We start from the raw sequence: 18,623 nt of genomic DNA, 5'->3' as shown, positions 1-18,623 counted from the left end.
CGATATGCCTGCACCTACATACTCATACTGGCTGAAATCCGGCATCTACAGCGGATTGCAGAAGGCCGCCGTCCTTTTGTTCGGAATCGGGAGCGTACTCTTGCTCACCCGCTTCCTGACCAAAGAACAGATGGGTGTGTGGAACCTCTTCCTCATGATCACCGGCATCATCGAAATATGCCGGCAATCGCTCGTCAAAAATGCGGTGATCAAATACATCAACGGCCATCCCGCGGAATCGCACCGGCATATCGAAGGTGCGGCGCTGGGGCTGAACGTGGTGATCACGCTGTTGACCGGGATCGTGCTGGCAGTGGCCATCGTTCCGCTGGCTGGCGTGTTACAGGCGCCGGACCTCGACCTGGTGGTATGGTTCTTCCTGCCGGGGTTGCTGTTGCTCATCCCCTTTTCTCATTTTGAATGGATGCAGAACGCGAATGCGGATTTCAAGGGGATTTTCTGGGCGTATACCTGCCGCCAGGGCACGGCCTTCGGCCTGATCGTAGCGCACCTGGTGTTCCAGGGGCCGATCGGGCTGCTGGACCTGGTGCTGTATTTCAACGCCGGTATAGTGGCGGGAACGGTGGCGGGATGGTTCTTCGCCCGGAAGTTCATTTCCGGCGCGGTGAAATTCCATGCGGAATGGATGGGCAGGCTCTGGCAGTTCGGGCGGTTCGTATTCGCCACCAACATCAGTTCCAGCATTTTCCGCAATACCGACCAGTTCATCGTTTCCTCCCTCATCTCCGCGCCTGCCGTGGCCATGTACGGCGTTTGCCTGCGGGTTTCCAACCTGGTAGACATGCCTTCGCAGGTGCTGGGCGACATCCTTTTCCCCCGCAGCGCCAAAATGATGGAAGGCGGCAACCTGGCCGGTGTGCGGTATTATTATGAAAAGGCGGTAGGCTCCATTCTCGCCATCGCCGTTCCGGCCAGCATCGTTATCCTGCTGTTGCCGCGCCTGGTGATCGGCATCATCGCCGGTGCCGCGTATATGGAAGCCGCTACCCTGCTGCAACTGACGATCCTCTATGGGCTGTTCCTCCCTTTCATCAAGCAGTTCGGCACCATCATGGATTCTATCGGCAAACCGAAAATGAACTTTTACGTCATCACCACTACCGCGCTGTTGAACGTTCCCATCTGTTACGGGTTTACGAAAGCCTTCGGGCTGCATGGCGCGGCGTACGGGATGATGACTTCCTATTTCATCTGTTTCCTTATCACGCAAGTGTATCTGCGGAAGACGCTGGGCACGAATTTCCTGCGGACGATCGGTTATTCCTTCCGCTTTTACCCGGAAATGTACCAGGTGCTCCGTCAGCGTTTCATCCTAAAACCCGGCTCCGAATGATCAAGAACAAAGATATCATCATCGTGGGGCTGCAGCCCTGGGACATTGAGATCGGCAGCAATTGCAAAAATATTGCCGCCGTAATGGCCCGCAGCAACCGCGTGTTGTATGTTAACCGCGCGCTCGACCGTATTTCCGCGTTCCGCGAGAAAAATGACCCGAAAACGATCGTGCGCAAGCAAAGCATCGCCGGCCAGGCGCCCGACCTGCGCAATATTACGCCCAATCTCTGGACGCTCGATCCCCGCGCCCTGCTCGAATCCATCAACTGGATCCCTTTCGCCGGGCTGTTCGACCGTTTCAACCGTATCAATAACCGCCGGCTCGCCGATGCCATCAACGATGCTGCGGCGCGCCTCGGGTTCAGGGACCCGCTCCTTTTCATCGACAACGATTTTTTCCGTGCCTTTTACCTCCCCGAAATGCTGGACGGCATCAGCGGCACGATCTATTATATCCGCGACAATCTCACCAGCCAGCCTTATTTCCGGCGTCATGGCGTGCGGCTGGAACATGCGCTGATGGCGAAAGCGACCCTCGTTGCCGCTAATTCCTCCTGGCTCGCTTCGTATGCCCGCCGCCACAACCCTTCGTCGTTCGACATCGGCCAGGGCTGCGATTTCAGCTGGATGGAAAATGGAAACGGTTCCCCGAACCCGCTTTTGCAGGACAGCGGCAAACCCATAGTCGGATACGTGGGCGCGCTGATCGCTTCGCGGCTGGACATCCGGTTGATGGAAACCCTCGCCGCCAAACACTCCGAATGGCAATTCGTGCTCGTAGGCCCGGAAGACGAAGCCTTCCGCCAAAGCTCCCTCCATGCCATGGCCAATGTGCTTTTCACCGGCAACCGGCCGGCAGCGGAACTTCCGTCGTGGATACAGTCGTTCGACGTCTGCATCAACCCGCAGCTCGTAAACCCCATGACCATCGGGAATTACCCGCGCAAGATCGACGAGTACCTGGCGTTCGGCAAACCCGTTGTAGCCACGGCCACCGAGGCGATGAACATGTTTGCGCCATATGTTTATCTCTCCCGCAACGCAGACGAATACGCCGCGGCGATCGGCAAAGGCCTGGCGGAAAACGATACCGAAATGCCGGCGCGGCGCCGCTCCTTCGCACTGTCGCACACCTGGGAAAATTCCCTGGCGGCACTGGAGCGCGCACTCGATTCCGTAACGCATAAAACAACTGAAAATGCCTGATAACAGATTTTCAAACGACAGGATCCTCGAGATCATGGTGACCGCGTTCCTCGCGTTCACCATGATATTCCTCTGTCTTAAAATATTGTTCTTCTGATGAAAGCGCTGACCGCATTTATACTTCGGAACCGGACGGTTTCTTCGCTGGTAGACACGCCCTACTTCTGGGTGGCGATGGCGCTGGTGGCGGGCGTGATCGGATATGTCGTGAGCTATATCGACGAGCGCCTGGGGCTGGTTATCGCCGCAGGGCTTATCGGCATCACCGTGGCGCTCATTTGTCTTTTCAACACCCGCAACGGTTTTTACATCGTGACGGTGCTGGGTTTTTTCATGTTCTACATCAAGCGGTTCGCCGACGATGCCATCCCCATGGGTGCGGTTTGCGATGTGTTGCTGGCGGTTACGTTCCTGGGGATCTATTACCGGAAAACCGTGCTCAAAGAGCGCCTGTGGAAATATTCCAGCAACATCATTACCCTGCTCTACGGCATTAACTTCGGCTTCCTCATGGTAGAGCTTTTCAACCCGTCGATGTACTCCGTTGCCGGATGGGTGTTTACGGTCCGCAAGGCGCTGAACTTCATCATGATCTATTTTATCGGCCTGCACATCTTTCATACCCGCCAGGCGATCATCGATTATGTGAAATTATGGGTAATATTGTCTGCCATTGCAGGGCTGTATGGCTGTTACCAGCAATGGTTCGGATTGCTCGGGTTCGAAACGAACTGGGTGATGTCTGACCCTATCCGCTACAAACTTTATTTCCAGGGTGGTGAAATCCGGAAGTTCTCCTTCCTTTCCGACCCCACTTCATTCGGGATCCTCATGGCACACGGCGTCGTGTTCTCCATCATCCTGTTGCTGAACGCGGAAAGAAAGCGCGACCGGAAATGGCTCTTCTTTTCCACGTTGTGCATGGCGCTGGGGATGGCCTATTCCGGGACACGCACGGCTTACTTCATGATCCCGGCGGGATTATCGCTGTACGTGCTGATGACCATCACCAACCGGAGGACGATGTTTTTCGCCATCGGGTTCATGATGCTGTTCTGTGTGCTGATATTCGGGCCGTTCTACAGCAACGGTACCATCAATCGCATCCGTTCCACGTTCGAGATGTCTGACGATGAATCGTTGAACGTGCGCGACGAGAACCGCGCCAAGATACAGCCGTACATTTTCAAACACCCCCTGGGCGGCGGTGTGGCCACCAGCGGTGTGTTGGGCCTGGAATACAACCCGGAGCACCCGCTCGCGGGGTTCCCGCCGGACAGCGGCTACCTCCGCGTAGCGATCGAAACCGGATGGGTGGGGCTGATCCTGACCTGTACCATTTACTTCACGATCCTTTTTACCGGTATCCGGAACTATTACCGGAGCCGGTCGAGGGAATTCAAAATTATATATCTCGGCATCGTAGCCAGCATCTATGCATATATCATCGCGAATTATGCGCAGGTGGCCATCGGGCAGATACCGGGCGCGCTGTTCTTTTACAGCGCCGTAGCCATGATCGTGAACCTCCGCGGGATCGAGGAGGCGTCAACTCAAAATCAGAATTCAAAAATTTCTAAAACAAATGCAATATGAAAAAGCAAGCATTTATTCTCTCTTTTCTGCTGATCTCCGCGCTGTCTTCGATCGCGCAGACTAACCCGCAGCAGGCCCCCAAAAGCCAGCAGGCCATCAAAGACAAACTGGTGGAACTGGCGCTGAACAACCCCGCCATCCGCATCCGTACCGCGGAGCGCGACAAATCCGTGGCAGAGCTGAGCAAAGCCAACGGCAACTGGCTGAACTATGTGACCGCCAGCATGAACCTGAACGAAATCACCCTGAGAATGCGTGATCTCGGCGGCAATCAAAACGGCACCCAGCTCTATTATCCCCTGTGGAACGTAGGTATCAACGTACCCCTCGGTTCCTTCATCGGTAAAGCCAACGACGTGAAGATCGCCCGTCGCAACATCGACATCGCCACCGAGCAGCAGGAAGTTGCCAAACGCCAGATCACCGCGCTCGTGCTCACCAAGTACCAGGATTACGTGACCACGAAAGAGCAACTCTCCATTCAGCAGGAACTTAATGACGAAGACCAGGCAGCTTTCGACCAGGCTGAAGCCAAATTCGCTACCGGCGGCGTCACTTACGAACAATACAGCGCCATTTCCAAGAAATATAACGACGGGCGCGTGAGAAAACTCAACCTTGAAAGAGACCTGATCGTTGTGGGGCTCGAGCTGGAAGAAATTATCGGCCAGAAGCTCGAGACTGTAGTAGGAAAATAAATTTCAATTGTATGTTACGGTTCACAAAAAAGCATATTCCCGTTGCGCTCATCAGTATGTTGCTGTGGACGGTTTCAACCGCTAAGGCACAACAAACCAGGGACACCGTTCAGCTGAAAGCGACTGCATTCAGCACGGTGAGCTCGCTCGTATTCCTGCCGGAAGGCTATCATTCCAACAAAATGGCCTATCCGGTCATCATCTATCTGCACGGTAAAAGCAAGTCCGGGAACGATCTCGGGAAACTGCTGCTGGAAGGGATCCCCTACTGGCTCAACCGTGGAAAGAAAATACGGGCTAAAAACCCGGTAGACAAAAAGTTCTATGACTTCATCGTCGTTTCACCGCAGGCGCCCAGCTGGGGATTGAAGCCGGACGAGATCGAAAGGTTGCTGAACGACGTTTCCGCCAAATACCGCATCGATCCCAGCCGCATCTACATGACCGGTTATAGCGCCGGCGGATGGGCTACGGTAATGGCTTTGACGGAAAAGCCCGCGCTTTCCGCGAGGTTCGCGGCCGTGGTGCCGATGTCTGTGTCTACCATCGACGATAAAAACCGGAAGAACTTCAAAATGGTCGCAGATGCGAAGGTGCATAGCTGGTACTTTGCAGGCGACCAGGAATTGCATTTCAAGGAAGACAGCCAGAAATACGTAGACAGTACCAACAAGTACGGCCCAGGCTTGGCGAAGATGACGGTTGTGCCCGGTTTCCGGCATCATTCCTGGATTTCGCTCTACGATCCGGCTAATAAACATGGTACCGGTATGAACATCTACGAATGGATGCTCCAGTACCGCAAATAACCGACGTTAACCAGTAATGAAAGTATATTTTAAAAACCTCGACGCCATCCGCTTCATTGCCGCCCTGCTGGTCATTCTCCATCACGGGCAGTATTTCAAGACGGAACAGGGGGTATCCTCCTGGTCCTGGATGGACTATATGCTGAAAGATACGGGCCGTATGGGCGTGAACCTGTTTTTCGTCCTCAGCGGCTTCCTCATCAGTTACCTCCTTTTCAAAGAGAACAAGGAAAAGGGACGCATCAATTTCAAGAACTTCTACATCCGCCGGATGCTCCGTATCTGGCCGCTGTACCTGGCGTACGGCATCGGCATGATCGTGCTGGCGCCCTGGGTTTTCTCGAAATTGGGGATCGAAACCGGTATCGGGCTCGAAACCACGATTGTCAACCTCGTGTTCCTGCTCCTGTTCGCCGTCAACATCCAGCTGGCCTTTTTTCCCTACAACAAAGGGATCGTGGAAATCACATGGTCTGTCTGCATCGAGGAACAGTTTTACCTGGTATGGCCATTGCTGGTTGCCGCGTTCCGCAACAAACTGAAAACGCTGTTCGTGATTTTACTGTCGATCGGCTTTCTCAGCAAACTGTTGTGCCTGGTGCTGCCCTATTTTTTCCCGGTAACCAGTTTGCAGTTGTTCGGCATCAATTACGTGTTGCTGTTCGATAAGCTGGAGCTTTTCGGGACCGGCATGTTCGCCGCCTGGCTGCTTTTCAACAAAGACCGCTTCCCCCGGTTCTTCCAGGCTGCGTTCTCCCCTGCCGTACAATGGATGATGCTGCTGATCACGGCGCTGGTCGTGTTCAGCGTGGCGCAAATCCCTGTGCTCAGCAAATATTATTTCGACCATTTTATTCATGCCTTCCTTTTCGGCTATCTCATGCTGCTGGCCGTTGCCCCAAACAGTGTCCTGCACCTGGAGCAACCCATCATGAAGTCGATGGGAAAAGTAAGCTACGGCATTTACCTGTTCCATACACCCGTGTGCCAACTCGTTATGATCGTATTTCTTAAGGTATTCGGCCATACGCCGGGCATCGTTACCTGGGAGCTGCTCTATCCGCTCACCTGCGTGGCGCTCACCTGCGGGATCGCTTACCTGTCATATGAATGCTTCGAAAAATATTTCCTCCGGATCAAATCGCGCTACGCGGTGGTCCAGACGCGCATATAACGAAAATGCCCGGCTATTACGGCCGGGCATTTTTTTACAGCGGAATGATTTCCCGCTTAGTATTTGGCTTTCATGATCTTGAAAGTTTCCTGGTGATACGGCCCCGCCTGCACCTGCACAATGTACATGCCGCCGGGGAATGATCCCATATCTACGAATTTCACCGCGCTGATAATGTTCCCGAACTGGTAAGTGCCCTGCAAAGCGCCGGAAAGATTGAAAATCCTGAGGGTTACGGCCTGTTCATCGGGAAGGTTGATCGACACGCGCAACTGATCCTGCACCGGGTTCGGCGTCAGTTCCACTTTCACCCCGTTGTGGCTGTTATTCCCTTCGAGAACGGTCACTGTCATCTCATCCGAATCTGTACGGCCATTAGCGTCGGTAACGGTCAGCCTGAAAACGTAAACACCGGCGTACCGGAAGGCAACGAACGACTGTGCGGCCGTGGGTACGCTGATATGCACGCCTTCAGCTCCTCCGCTCACGAGCGTCCATTGGTATTTGCTGATGGAGCTGCCCGGAGCAGGGCGCGATCCGCCGCCGCTGAGCGTGGCCACGGTTTCGGGGAGCTTGATCTCCTCGTCGCGCCCGGCATCGGCTACCGGCGGTTTGGCCGGCTCAGGAGTAACGGTGATGGTGACACGGTCTTTGGAAGATGCGCCACGGTTATCCGTTACCGTTAGTTCGAAAATGTATGTGCCTGCAATGGTTAATTGCTGAACGGAAGAGTTGGATTGGTTCGGCAGTGTGATCGTTGCCAGCGCCGGACCTGAAACCTGCGCCCAATGCCAGGTTGCGATGGTACCGTCGTCGTCGCGGGAAGCTTGTCCGTTGAGCGCTGCAGCGTTTTCCGGCAGCGTAATCTGCTGATCGGCGCCTGCATTCGCTACGGGAGGAATGTTGGCGGCCGGGTTCACCTGTACGGTAACCGTAGCTGAAGCGGAAAGCCCCTTGTCGTCGGTGGCCGTCAGCCGGAAGGTGTACGTACCTGTCTGCGTCAACTGATTCACGGCTGTTACTGCTGATCCCTGCGAAGCGATCACGGCCGTAGAAGGCCCCGAAACCTGCGTCCATGCATACTTTGTGATGTTGCTGCCGTTCGCCGGGGTGGCGCTGCCTGTGAGCGTTGCGCTTGTCGCCGGTAAAACGATCGTTTGCGCATTGCCTGCATTCACGACAGGCGGCTCGTTCGCAGCGAGCACTTCCACGTCAACCGTGGCCGTGGCGGTCAATCCCTTGTTGTCTTTCACCGTTAAGCGGAACACATAGGTGCCAGCCTGGGTGAGACCGGAAACGCCCGTATTCGCAGCGCCCGCCGAAGCCAGCGTTGCGGTGCGCGGCCCGGATACCTGCTCCCAGGCATAGGAAGCGATGCTGCTGCCAGATGCCGCTGTTCCGGAGCCGGTTAAGGTAGTGGTGCTAACAGGAAGCGTGAGTCGCTGGGATCTGCCGGCGTCGGCTACCGGGGGAACATTGGCAGGAAGTACCTGCACGTTCGCGGTGGCAGAAGCAGACAGATTTTTATCGTCGGTTACGGTTAGCCGGAAAGTATAGGTGCCCGCAGTGTTCAAACCGGTGATGCCGGTGGAAGCTGCGGATGGGCTCGAAATGGTAGCTGTTACAGGCCCGGCGGTCTGCGTCCAGGCGTACTTTGCGATAGTACTCCCGGAAGCTGCGGTGCCTGAACCGTTCAGTGTCACGGAAGACGCGGGCAGGGCGATGCTTTTATTGCCGCCTGCATCCGCAGTGGGCGGAACGTTCGCGGCGTTAACCACTACATTCACCGTGGAAGTTCCGCTAAGTCCTTTGTCGTCAGTTACGGTCAGGCGAAAAGTATAAGTGCCAGCTGTGCTCAAACCGGTAATGCCGGTAGATGCTGCGGAAGGGCTCGCGATGGTTGCGGTAACCGGGCCTGCAGACTGCGTCCAGGCGTACTTTTCAATGGTGCTCCCGGATGCCGGCGTGCCCGTTCCGTTCAGCGTCACGGAAGACGCGGGCAGGGTGATGCTTTTGTTGCTGCCTGCATCCGCGGTGGGCGGAACGTTCGCGGCGTTAACCACTACATTCACCGTGGAAGTCGCGGTAAGCCCTTTATCGTCGGTTACGGTCAGTCGAAACGTATAAGTGCCTGCTGTGCTCAAACCGGTAATGCCGGTAGTTGCTGCGGAAGGGCTCGCGATGGTTGCGGTAACCGGGCCTGCAGACTGCGTCCAGGCGTACTTTTCAATGGTGCTCCCGGATGCCGGAGTGCCCGTTCCGTTCAGCGTCACGGAAGACGCGGGAAGGGTGATGCTTTTGTCGCTGCCTGCATCCGCAGTGGGCGGAATGTTTGCGGCATCCACTATAACGTTGGCTGTGGCGGTAGCGGTAAGCCCTTTATCATCCGTTACGGTAAGTCGAAACGTATAAGTGCCCGCGGTGCTTAATCCGGTAATGCCGGTGGAAGCTGCGGAAGGGCTCGAAATGGTGGCTGTTACCGGCCCTGCGGTCTGCGTCCATGCGTAAGTCGAAATGGTGCTGCCGGCTGCCGGAGTGCCGGTTCCGTTCAACGTCACGGAAGATGTAGGAAGGGTAATGCTTTTATCGCCACCAGCATCCGCCGTAGGCGCAACATATGCGGCCACTACCACCACGTTCACGGTGGCAGTTGCGGTAAGTCCTTTATCGTCTGTTACCGTCAGCCGGAAAGTATAAGTCCCGGTCGCAGAAAGCCCTGTAAGCCCCGTGCTGGCGGAAGCCGCGGCGGAAATGCCGGCAGTGGCCGGCCCTGCGGTCTGCTCCCAGGCGTAACTCTCGATAGTGCTGCCGCTGGCTGCGGTACCGCTGCCGGTAAGCGTGGCGGTAGTTTCAGGTAACCGTACGCTGATAGCGGTACCTGCATTGGCCGTTGGGGCAACGTATGCGGGAAGCACTGTAACCCGGATAACGTCCGAAGCGGAAGTACCCCGGCTATCTGTAGCCGTTAGCCGGAAGTCGTATGCGCCGGCGGCGGTAAGGCCGCTGATGGAAGTATTCGCAGTAGCGGGCGTAGCGATGGTAGCGGTCACCGGCCCGGCGGTTTGCGTCCAGGTGTAAGTGGAAATCGTGGCGCCGGCGGATGCGGTAGCCGTGCCAGTCAGGCTGGAGGCGGTTGCCGGCAGCCGGATGGATTTATCGGTGCCTGCATTTACCGTCGGAGGTGCTGCGGCGTCTTCTACGGTAACCGTCACCTGCGCGGTGGCGCGTGCGCCTTTATCGTCGGTCACAGCGAGCTGAAAAACGTAGCTCCCGGCTTTGGTGAGGCCGGTAACTGCCGTCTTTGCGGCGGATGCGGAAGAAATGGCGGCCGTTGCCGGGCCAGACACGAACGTCCAGGCGTAAGCGGCAATTTTACCATCCGCGTCTGTAGAACCGGAGCCGTCAAGATTGGCGGTGCTGGTGGGCAGGGTGATCGTAATGGCGCTTCCGGCATTGGCTACCGGAGGCTTGTTCGCCGCGGCGGTCGAGTATTCGTCTGCGCCGGCGTCGAACGCCGCACCCTGGGGGCGCGCCTGTCCATCGAAATCGTAATTGAAATATGTCCTGAAATCAAGCCCCTTGTCGATAGCGATGGAGCTGGACGTAATGTGAAAATCCTTTCCTGCAGCATTTACAAAACCGGCGGCATTGATGTCCTGGCCGGTCACGTTGCCGGTGGTCAGCGCATCGATCCCTTTCTGCACAGCTACGTGGGCGGCAGAACCGGTATTGATCACGAGGTTGCCCTGGATGATGTTCCCGGTGCTGATCGTACCGAAAGAATTCAACACGCGGATCCCGTCGCGGGCCGAATTAACGACCGTGTTGTTGAGGATGTAAACCTGCAGGGGTTTGAAGTTATGATCGGTGGGGCGGTCGTCCACGAACAGCGCGTCCTGCCCTGCTACAGTGCCGTCATAACCCGCATCTGCGATGATATTGTTGTACACAAAACAGCGGCCGACGCCGAATACTTCCAGCGCGTTGCCCGTTCCCTTGATGATCTTGTTGTTATACACCTTCCCGTTGCTTTCGCCGCCGAGGATGATGCCGGCCTGCTGGCTTCCCTTGTTCACCGTACCGAAATTGTACACGCTGTTGTTGTAGATCTCGACGTTCTCCGGGGCGGATGCCACCTGGATGCCGTCCCAGCCGGTGTTTTCGGTGATGTTGTTATATACTTTCAGGTTGTAGATGCGGGGAGGCAGGAGGTTTTTCATCACGCCGTCGCAAAGGGTCTCGGTGCCGTTGGGCGCCGTGTTCCCGATGTACATCCCTTCGCCCAGCACGTCGTGGATGTAGATATCGTGGATGATCACGTTGCGGATCGCGAAGTTCGGGTATTGGTTCATGGGATCGCAATCGGGATTGATTTTCGCCATGAGCCCCGCTTCGGAACCGGTGATCTCTACGCGTTCGGCTTCATAATCCGTACAGCCTTTCCCCATGGCAAGCCCGGTGCTGAGGCGCTTGCTGACGCCATCGATCCGGAAACCGTATTTGTCGGCGCTTCCGGAGCCCGTGATCTTGAAATACTTGACGTTGTTGAAGATGAGGCCGTAGTTGCCGCCGTCGCCAACACGCACCTGGCCACCGCAGTTGATGAACACGATGGGCTTGGTGGCCGATCCGGTAAAGTTATAAAACTGGATATAGGCATAATTCCCGGCTTTGACACAAACCGTGTCGCCGGGCTGGACATTGTAATTATCGCCGTTGATATAAGCACCGCCATCCGTTCCCGGGGTGATCACGACTTTACAGTTTGCACAGTCGGTACCGGAAGATGCGGCATTTACGGTTACGTTGGCATAGGCTATGTTGGTTTGTCCGGTAGCATTCGTAACGGTCAGGGAAAACACGTATTTGCCGGCCAGCAGTTGGCTGACGGTCGCTTTGGAGCTGGTGCCGCCTGCGATGGTGGCGGTCCCCGGCCCGGACACCTGTTTCCAGGTGTAATTGGCGATGGTGCTTCCCGGCGCGGTGGAGCCGGAACCGTCGAGCTGCACGGATGCAGCAGGAAGGGTCAGCGTTACGTTGCTGTTTTTCACGTCGGCTACGGGCGGCGTAGCCGGAGGGGGTTCTTCTGTAGAGCCTCCCCTTTGATATTGCAGCATCCATTCATAGATGTTCTGCGATTGATAGGTGTGCTCGGTATTGTAGGCCTTGTCCCAGAAACCGCTGTCGTGCCCGCCGGCGAACGTCGTGGCTTTCGGCTTTACGGCCGGGTTGCAGGCGGTCATGCGGGCGGTGTAATCGACCTGGTACTTCAGGAATCCGTCGTCCGTTCCGCAAAGCATCCAAACCGCCAGGTTGCTGGCGGCTACGTTACAAAGCCCGGAAAGCTTGGGATCGTCGATCGGGGCGGAAGAAACGGGCACGATGGCGGCGAGGTTGTCGGAGAATTCCTTCCCTGATGCCACATAGTTCAGCACGCCGTAACCTCCCGCACTGAGGCCCGTGAGGTAAATCCTGGACGCATCCACCCGGTACAGCCGTTTCATCTCCTCGATGAGCTTCTGTATCGTTTGCTGGTTGGCCCAGCCACCCGCGATCTGGGGTGAAACCGTAATAAATTTGAAAAGTTTGCCGCCTACGGTGTATTGCATTTTCGCACCGTTAGCGATCATTTTTGGAACGCCGTGCCGCAATACATCATTGATGTTGCCGCCTTCCCCGACGCCATGAATAAAAATCAGCAAAGGATATTGCTGGGTGGTCTGTCCGTAATCATCCGGCAAGTGCAGCCACGCGTTGAGCGTAGACGAACTGTTCATCGTAACGGCGATCTTTGATTGATCGCCCTGACTGAAAGCCCGCCGGGGCATTACTAGCATTATGGCACAGATACAGATACAGGCACTTAACCGCGCAATTCCAGTTTTCAGGTTCCTCAAGGTGGTCAAAATTTTAAAAATTCATGAATACAAGTAGGGCACCACACAAGACAGTTCTTAATAAATATAAAAATAGGCTTTGCAAAAATAGCTAGAATTCAATGAGGGGGTTAAAAAATACATATATTAATTATTATATAATCCATGAATATTTTATACATGTATAGAATTAAATATCATTCTGTTGAATCATTTTTGAATTGTCATCATTAACAAAAAATGGCATTGTCAGCTACGCGTGACAAGATTTCGGCCGGAAGCCTTCCGCAATGCCTCCAAAAGTAGTATCCCTTTCACGCAATCCCCGATCGGAATATCGGGCCGTTCGCTGTTGAACCGCTGTAATATCCGCGGGTCGATGTCGGCCTGGTGGTTCGCCGTTCCGAAAATGAGGTCTACCGCCCCCTCTCCCTCCAAAACCCGGCTGAAAAATGCGCGTGACACGCCTTCGTCCGAATGCGGGAAAGCGAACACCCGTTCCTTCTCCCCGAATTGCCCGCAAACCGCGTCTACCGACGCCAGCGTCTGGGCCACCTGTTCATCCAGCGTAAGTTCCTGGTAATAAGGGTGTTCCATACTGTGGCCGCCGAGCGAAAACCCCGCGCGCACGAGCCCTTCCACCTCCCCATGGTCCATATAAGGCCGCTCCTTCGCGAAAATCCCCTCAAAATCAAGCCCGAACAGCCCGCCCAGTTCATCCGCCAACGCGCGCCGCCGCCAGCCGATCCCCTGGATCGCCGATTCAAGTCCCTCTTCCCCCGCACCCAGCAGCTCCGCAGCCGCTTTGCGCGCGCTGGCCGCAACGGTACCCGATCGCAGGGCATCCAGCATCAATCCCAATTTAAACCGGTAGAAATGCGTTTTGTTGCCCAGGTAAGCCGGATTGAGGAAAAATACGGCCGGTACGCCCTTGGCCTGCAGCATCGGCGCCACGATCTCCGCGATCTCCCGCAACCCATCGTCGAACGTCAGCAGAAAAGCGCCCTTCGGCAAGGGATCCCCGCCCTTCATGGCGCGCACCACTTCCCCGAGCGTTACGGGCCTGAAATGCCGCAGCAGGTAATCCAGGTCCTGCGCAAACGCCTTCCTGTCCTTAAAAGGATAAATGGGCGAAATGTAAGGTACTTCCCTGTCGGAAACGAGGTGTTGGTATGGGAGGAGCAGCGGGCGTGCAGCGGCCTTTTGCAGGAATGAAACGGGCGTAAGGCTGGCCGCTCTGTAGAATAATTGCTTGGCGATAGACATGAATGGGGAATTGGACGGGATAAAGATAAAAAAAGGAGACCGTACAGGCCTCCTCTTTTAAAGATATATGGTACCGGAAAATCAGATACCGAAAGCGGCTTTCACCTTCTCAACATAGTCGAGTTTTTCCCAGGTGAACAGCTCCACTTCTACTTGCTTTTCGTTTTTCTTGCCGCGGTTGAACACTTTGGTCACGACTTTATTGTCGCGCCCCATGTGGCCATAAGCAGCGGTTTCGCCGTAGATCGGGCTGCGCAGTTTGAGGCGTTGCTCGATGGCGTACGGACGGAGGTCGAAGATTTCTTCTACTTTCCGGGCGATCTCACCGTCGTTCAGGCCCACTTTCGCGGTGCCGTAGGTATCAACGAATACGCCGCAGGGTTTGGCCACGCCGATGGCGTAGGAAACCTGTACCAGCACTTCGTCGCACACACCGGCCGCCACGAGGTTCTTGGCGATGTGACGGGTAGCGTAGGCCGCGGAACGGTCTACCTTGGAAGGATCTTTACCGGAGAATGCACCACCACCGTGAGCGCCTTTGCCACCGTAGGTGTCTACGATGATTTTGCGGCCGGTGAGACCGGTATCGCCGTGCGGCCCGCCGATCACGAATTTACCGGTGGGGTTGATGTGGTAAGTGATCTTATCGTTGAACAATGCCTGCAGTTCCGGCTTCAGCTTGGCTTTAACGCGCGGAATGAGGATGTTGATCATGTCTGCTTTGATTTTGGCCAGCATTTCCTGGTCTTTCCCGAAATCATCGTGCTGGGTAGAGATCACGATGGTGTCGATACGGATGGGCTGGTTGTCGTCCGAATACTCGATCGTTACCTGGCTTTTCGCGTCGGGACGCAGATAGGCAACGTCTTTACCTTCGCGGCGGAGCGCGGCCAGCTCGATGAGGAGCTTATGGGCCAGGTCCAGCGCCAGGGGCATGTAGTTTTCGGTTTCACGGGTGGCATAGCCAAACATCATGCCCTGGTCGCCCGCGCCCTGTTCTTCAGGTTTGGAGCGGTCTACACCCTGGTTGATGTCGGGAGATTGTTCGTGAATGGCGGAAAAGATACCGCAGGAGTTGGCTTCGAACATGTACTCGCTCTTGGTGTATCCGATCTTGCGGATCACTTCGCGGGCGATGTCCTGTACGTCGAGGTAAGCTTCGGATTTAACTTCTCCCGCCAGCACTACCTGCCCGGTAGTAACCAGGGTTTCACAAGCTACTTTGGAGTTGAGGTCATATGCGAGAAAGTTATCGATGAGCGCGTCCGAGATCTGGTCGGCGACCTTGTCAGGATGCCCTTCCGATACGGATTCCGATGTAAATAAGTAAGGCATGAGTGCTAGATTATAATTCTGTATAAATGATCCTGAGTTTGACGTTGGCCGGGGGCGTTGCGCTGCCGCCGCCCGCTTTAAGGCGCGGGAGGTCGATCATCCTGCTGGACCAGCCTTCCAATCTGAGCACTGAATTTTCGATCTTCTTCTGCTGGGCAAGCTGCAAATGCCGTGCAATATTAAATTTATATTGAACAACTTTATAGGGGCCAAGATCACTAATGACAGTTTTATTACCTCCGAAATACGCAAGCTCCGGCGATTGCGGATTCCCGTAATCGAAGAGGAAGGAAAGGCTGTCATGCGTAATGTATCTGCGCAGCATCAGGCGCGAAGGCTCGGTGAACAGATCGTCCTGTCCGGCGGAGCCGCTGTTGATCTCCGTGATCACCAGTTCGGCTTTGTTGATCACCGCATTGGGTACTTCGGCGATGTCGGGAAGGGTAATATTGGTATAGATACCGGGCGCTTCCTGGATGTACACGATATTGTCGCCCGCGGGGTTACCCGTGTTCAGCAGGTTCGCCACTTCTTTGCCGGTGTAGTTGCGCACGAAATAATTGGCGTGTGCGCTGCCATATGCGTCGAACTTGAAATTCTCCATGAGGGAATCTTTTTCAGAGTTCTTATAATACACCGTGAGGCGGGTATCGCCGCTGTTCAGGTTGGTGTAGAGCATGGTATTGCCGCCCATGGTGGTGTCCGGCACGATGGCCAGGCCGTTGAGCCAGATGCGGAATGCGCTGTCGTTCTTGAAAGCGCCGTCTGCCCGTTGCTGGAACAGTTCCTGGCCGAAAGCGGCGTTCAGGGGGATGCGGAGCTGCGGAGCATATTTTACGCCGTAAATAGACAGCGAATCTTTCGGATAAACCGGATAGATCGTGGCTGTCCCCACTTTCTTGGACGGGTCGTAGGAACGGGGTTTGTTGTAGAGGTAATTGGTGTCGATCTTGAAGTTAGTCTCGTTCATCCGGTACACATCCACTTTGAAGCCGGCATTGGCGCCGTACCAGGCGGTGTCGCAACCGATATAGAGCACAACCGAATCGAGTACCCAACCGGTGCCCTGGAACGTGAATTCCGATTTGGGGAGGCCGAGCTGTGTATAGAGGAAGCCGTGCGATTTACCGAAGATGGGGTCTCCCCCGATGGTCCCCAGCGCGCCGGTGTAATAGCCACCGCCGGTCCTGATGCTGGAATCTGTCCGGAAAATGTTGTGCGTCTTCAGGTTATTGATAGTGGTGTCTTTTACGACAACCTTGTCTGAGCCGGGGATGAGTTCCTTGCCGAGGACGGTTGCCTCGTTACAGCCTGTAAAAGCATAAAGGGCGGCGAGGCAGGTGGCGGCGAAGCCCAGGGTCCTGAATTGAATCTTCACGTAATTGGTTTGTTCGGTTTGTTGACTAACTAGATAGAAAAACTAAAAATAAAAAGTTTGCCTGTATAACGGGCATGCCGTCAGCAGTTTTAACTTTTCATTTTTAATTTTTCCCGGACTTATTTTACGCCTAACAGCTGATGATATAACTGGAGATAGTCCACCAGGTCTTCGTTTTCCTTCTTATAAGGCAGGATGATCTTGCCTTTTTCCGCCTTCACCTCGTCCAACGTCTTTTTATCGACCTTCTCCCCTGCCAGCACTACAGCGTCGGCGAATTTGGCGGCACCCCGGTTCAGGGCCGAATTGGTTCCGTCTTTATACAATTCCAGGTCTTTTTCCTTGATCTGGTTGCTGATGATCGCTTTCTTGATGAAGGTAGCGCCCAGTTTATCCTTGAAGCTGTTGGGCTCCATAGAAAATACCGTTTTGGTCTGTGCGAAGACCGGCTCCTTCTTATAGGCCGTTTTCAGGTAAACGGGGATGAGCGAAGTCATCCATCCACTGCAATGGATAATATCCGGCGGCCATCCGAATTTCTTCACGGTTTCCAGGGCGCCTTTACAGAAAAACACCATCCGCGCCGCGTTGTCATCGTAAAATGTACCGTCGTCATCCGCGAAAACGCCTTTCCGCTTGAAATAATCTTCATTGTCCAGGAAGTAAACCTGCAGGCGTGCGTTCGGAAGCGAGGCCACCTTGATGATCAGCGGGTAATCATCCCCATCGATTACGATGTTGATGCCTGACAATCTTACCACTTCATGTAATCTGTGCCTCCGTTCGTTGATATTCCCAAACCTCGGCATGATAACCCTCACTTCCAGGCCCGCCTCATTCGACTTGATCGCCATCTTATTGACCATGTTCGCATACTCTGTCAAATCCAGATAAGGCGACATTTCCTGGGCAATAAAAAGAATTCTTTTCTTTGTGGACATTTATTGCTGATTATTAATGCAGTTATTTTTAATTTGGCTTGCAAAACTACGAAATTTTTAGGTAATACTGGCCAAATTGTCACTTTTAACATCCTTTTAAGCAAAGGTTTATGTATTTATTCAAGCGGGCAGCGGATCTCCGGGAGGCGCTGGGACAGGAAAAAAAGGCAGGAAGACGCATCGGATTCGCCCCCACCATGGGCGCCCTCCATCAAGGGCACATCTCACTCATCCAGGCCGCAAAAGCGCAGTCAGACATCGTGGTAGCGAGCATTTTCGTCAATCCGACACAGTTCAACGATCCGAAAGACTTCGAAAAATATCCCTCCACCATTCAGCAAGACATTCTCCTCCTCACCGCCGCCGGGGCCGATTACCTTTTCCTCCCTTCCGTGGCGGAAATGTACCCCGAAGGCGTGAACGGCTCCCATCCCCATTACGATTTCGGGTATATCGAATCCGTGCTCGAAGGCGCCTCCCGCCCCGGGCACTTCCAGGGAGTAGGCATCATCGTCCATAAATTACTGGACGCCGTGGAACCGGACGACCTGTTCATGGGACAAAAAGATTTTCAGCAATGCATGATTATCAAACGTTTATTGGAGATCACCGGAAGTAAGGCTACATTATTTATATGCCCCACCCTCCGCGAGCCCGACGGCCTCGCCATGAGCAGCCGCAATATGCGCCTCACGCCGGAACAGCGGGTTACCGCCGTGGAAATCAGCCGGACGCTGCAATGGGTGAAAGACAACCTTGCCGACCGCCCTTTCCCCGAACTGCGTGCCGAAGGCCTGGCGCGGCTCGAAAAGGCCGGTTTCGTGCCGGACTACCTCCAGCTGGCCTCCGGTTCTGACCTCCGTTTGCTGGAGGCCCCGGAAAACGGGCCCATGGCTATCCTTGTGGCAGCCAGGCTGGGAGATATCAGGTTGATAGACAATATGACGGCCGGGCGCTAGGTTATTTCCCGGAAATTCCTCTACCTTTG

12 protein-coding genes are annotated in these 18,623 nt (G+C 54.9%); 7 read left to right on the top strand and 5 right to left on the bottom strand.

The annotated features are described in order from the left end of the window. Nucleotides 1-4 precede the first annotated feature (4 nt). From WJU22_RS17865 to WJU22_RS17840, 6 genes are all read left to right on the top strand, one after another. Complete coding sequence (locus tag WJU22_RS17865) at nt 5-1,354, top strand: oligosaccharide flippase family protein (RefSeq protein ID WP_341839531.1); 1,350 nt, start codon at nt 5-7, stop codon at nt 1,352-1,354. After that, complete coding sequence (locus tag WJU22_RS17860) at nt 1,351-2,562, top strand: glycosyltransferase (RefSeq protein ID WP_341839530.1); 1,212 nt, start codon at nt 1,351-1,353, stop codon at nt 2,560-2,562. The genes WJU22_RS17865 and WJU22_RS17860 overlap by 4 nt, the downstream gene beginning before the upstream one ends. A gap of 96 nt (nt 2,563-2,658) precedes the next feature. Next, nucleotides 2,659-4,158: an O-antigen ligase family protein gene (locus WJU22_RS17855; protein ID WP_341839529.1), complete on the top strand. Its 1,500-nt coding sequence runs from the start codon at nt 2,659-2,661 to the stop codon at nt 4,156-4,158. Continuing rightward, nucleotides 4,155-4,856 carry a TolC family protein gene (locus WJU22_RS17850; RefSeq protein WP_341839528.1) on the top strand — a complete coding sequence of 234 codons (702 nt, stop codon included), beginning with the start codon at nt 4,155-4,157 and terminating at the stop codon, nt 4,854-4,856. Before WJU22_RS17855 ends, WJU22_RS17850 begins: the two co-directional genes overlap by 4 nt. 11 nt (nt 4,857-4,867) lie before the next feature. Continuing rightward, complete coding sequence (locus WJU22_RS17845; RefSeq protein WP_341839527.1) at nt 4,868-5,665, top strand: prolyl oligopeptidase family serine peptidase; 798 nt, start codon at nt 4,868-4,870, stop codon at nt 5,663-5,665. A 16-nt stretch (nt 5,666-5,681) separates the two neighbouring features. Continuing rightward, a complete protein-coding gene (locus tag WJU22_RS17840) occupies nt 5,682-6,839 on the top strand; it encodes an acyltransferase (RefSeq protein ID WP_341839526.1) in 1,158 nt (385 codons plus the stop codon). A 56-nt stretch (nt 6,840-6,895) separates the two neighbouring features. Here the strand turns inward: WJU22_RS17840 and WJU22_RS17835 are convergent, their stop codons facing one another. The 5 genes from WJU22_RS17835 to WJU22_RS17815 all read right to left on the bottom strand — a co-directional run bounded on the left by WJU22_RS17835 (nt 6,896) and on the right by WJU22_RS17815 (nt 17,635). Continuing rightward, the gene (locus tag WJU22_RS17835) at nt 6,896-12,676 is read right to left on the bottom strand and encodes a PKD domain-containing protein (RefSeq protein WP_341839525.1); all 5,781 of its coding nucleotides are present in this window, start codon (nt 12,674-12,676) and stop codon (nt 6,896-6,898) included. A gap of 288 nt (nt 12,677-12,964) precedes the next feature. After that, nucleotides 12,965-13,981 carry a polysaccharide deacetylase family protein gene (locus WJU22_RS17830; protein ID WP_341839524.1) on the bottom strand — a complete coding sequence of 339 codons (1,017 nt, stop codon included), beginning with the start codon at nt 13,979-13,981 and terminating at the stop codon, nt 12,965-12,967. Nucleotides 13,982-14,062: 81 nt separating this feature from the next. Beyond that, nucleotides 14,063-15,316, bottom strand: coding sequence for a methionine adenosyltransferase (gene metK / locus WJU22_RS17825; RefSeq protein WP_341839523.1), 1,254 nt, complete (start codon nt 15,314-15,316; stop codon nt 14,063-14,065). Between the two features lie 10 nt (nt 15,317-15,326). After that, complete coding sequence (locus tag WJU22_RS17820; protein WP_341839522.1) at nt 15,327-16,694, bottom strand: DUF4270 family protein; 1,368 nt, start codon at nt 16,692-16,694, stop codon at nt 15,327-15,329. Between the two features lie 119 nt (nt 16,695-16,813). Next, on the bottom strand, nt 16,814-17,635 hold the full coding sequence (locus tag WJU22_RS17815) for a glycogen/starch synthase (protein ID WP_126243558.1): 822 nt from the start codon (nt 17,633-17,635) through the stop codon (nt 16,814-16,816). Nucleotides 17,636-17,745: 110 nt separating this feature from the next. Here WJU22_RS17815 and panC point away from each other — a divergent pair, with 110 nt between their 5' ends. Continuing rightward, nucleotides 17,746-18,594 (top strand): pantoate--beta-alanine ligase, encoded by an 849-nt coding sequence (panC, locus tag WJU22_RS17810; protein WP_341839521.1) that lies wholly within the window; start codon nt 17,746-17,748, stop codon nt 18,592-18,594. Nucleotides 18,595-18,623 lie beyond the last annotated feature (29 nt).

The organism is Chitinophaga caseinilytica, from assembly GCF_038396765.1.
Lineage (GTDB): Bacteria > Bacteroidota > Bacteroidia > Chitinophagales > Chitinophagaceae > Chitinophaga > Chitinophaga caseinilytica.
This window is presented reverse-complemented; position numbering and strand designations above follow the sequence as displayed.

What these genes read in the sequence shown, in the direction of transcription:
- WJU22_RS17840 (WP_341839526.1), top strand. Translation starts at nt 5,682, where the DNA reads ATGAAAGTATATTTTAAAAACCTCGACGCCATCCGCTTCATTGCCGCC.
- panC (WP_341839521.1), top strand. Translation starts at nt 17,746, where the DNA reads ATGTATTTATTCAAGCGGGCAGCGGATCTCCGGGAGGCGCTGGGACAG.
- WJU22_RS17845 (WP_341839527.1), top strand. Translation starts at nt 4,868, where the DNA reads ATGTTACGGTTCACAAAAAAGCATATTCCCGTTGCGCTCATCAGTATG.
- WJU22_RS17830 (WP_341839524.1), bottom strand. Translation starts at nt 13,981, where the DNA reads ATGTCTATCGCCAAGCAATTATTCTACAGAGCGGCCAGCCTTACGCCC.
- WJU22_RS17815 (WP_126243558.1), bottom strand. Translation starts at nt 17,635, where the DNA reads ATGTCCACAAAGAAAAGAATTCTTTTTATTGCCCAGGAAATGTCGCCT.
- WJU22_RS17835 (WP_341839525.1), bottom strand. Translation starts at nt 12,676, where the DNA reads ATGCTAGTAATGCCCCGGCGGGCTTTCAGTCAGGGCGATCAATCAAAG.
- metK (WP_341839523.1), bottom strand. Translation starts at nt 15,316, where the DNA reads ATGCCTTACTTATTTACATCGGAATCCGTATCGGAAGGGCATCCTGAC.
- WJU22_RS17850 (WP_341839528.1), top strand. Translation starts at nt 4,155, where the DNA reads ATGAAAAAGCAAGCATTTATTCTCTCTTTTCTGCTGATCTCCGCGCTG.
- WJU22_RS17860 (WP_341839530.1), top strand. Translation starts at nt 1,351, where the DNA reads ATGATCAAGAACAAAGATATCATCATCGTGGGGCTGCAGCCCTGGGAC.
- WJU22_RS17855 (WP_341839529.1), top strand. Translation starts at nt 2,659, where the DNA reads ATGAAAGCGCTGACCGCATTTATACTTCGGAACCGGACGGTTTCTTCG.
- WJU22_RS17865 (WP_341839531.1), top strand. Translation starts at nt 5, where the DNA reads ATGCCTGCACCTACATACTCATACTGGCTGAAATCCGGCATCTACAGC.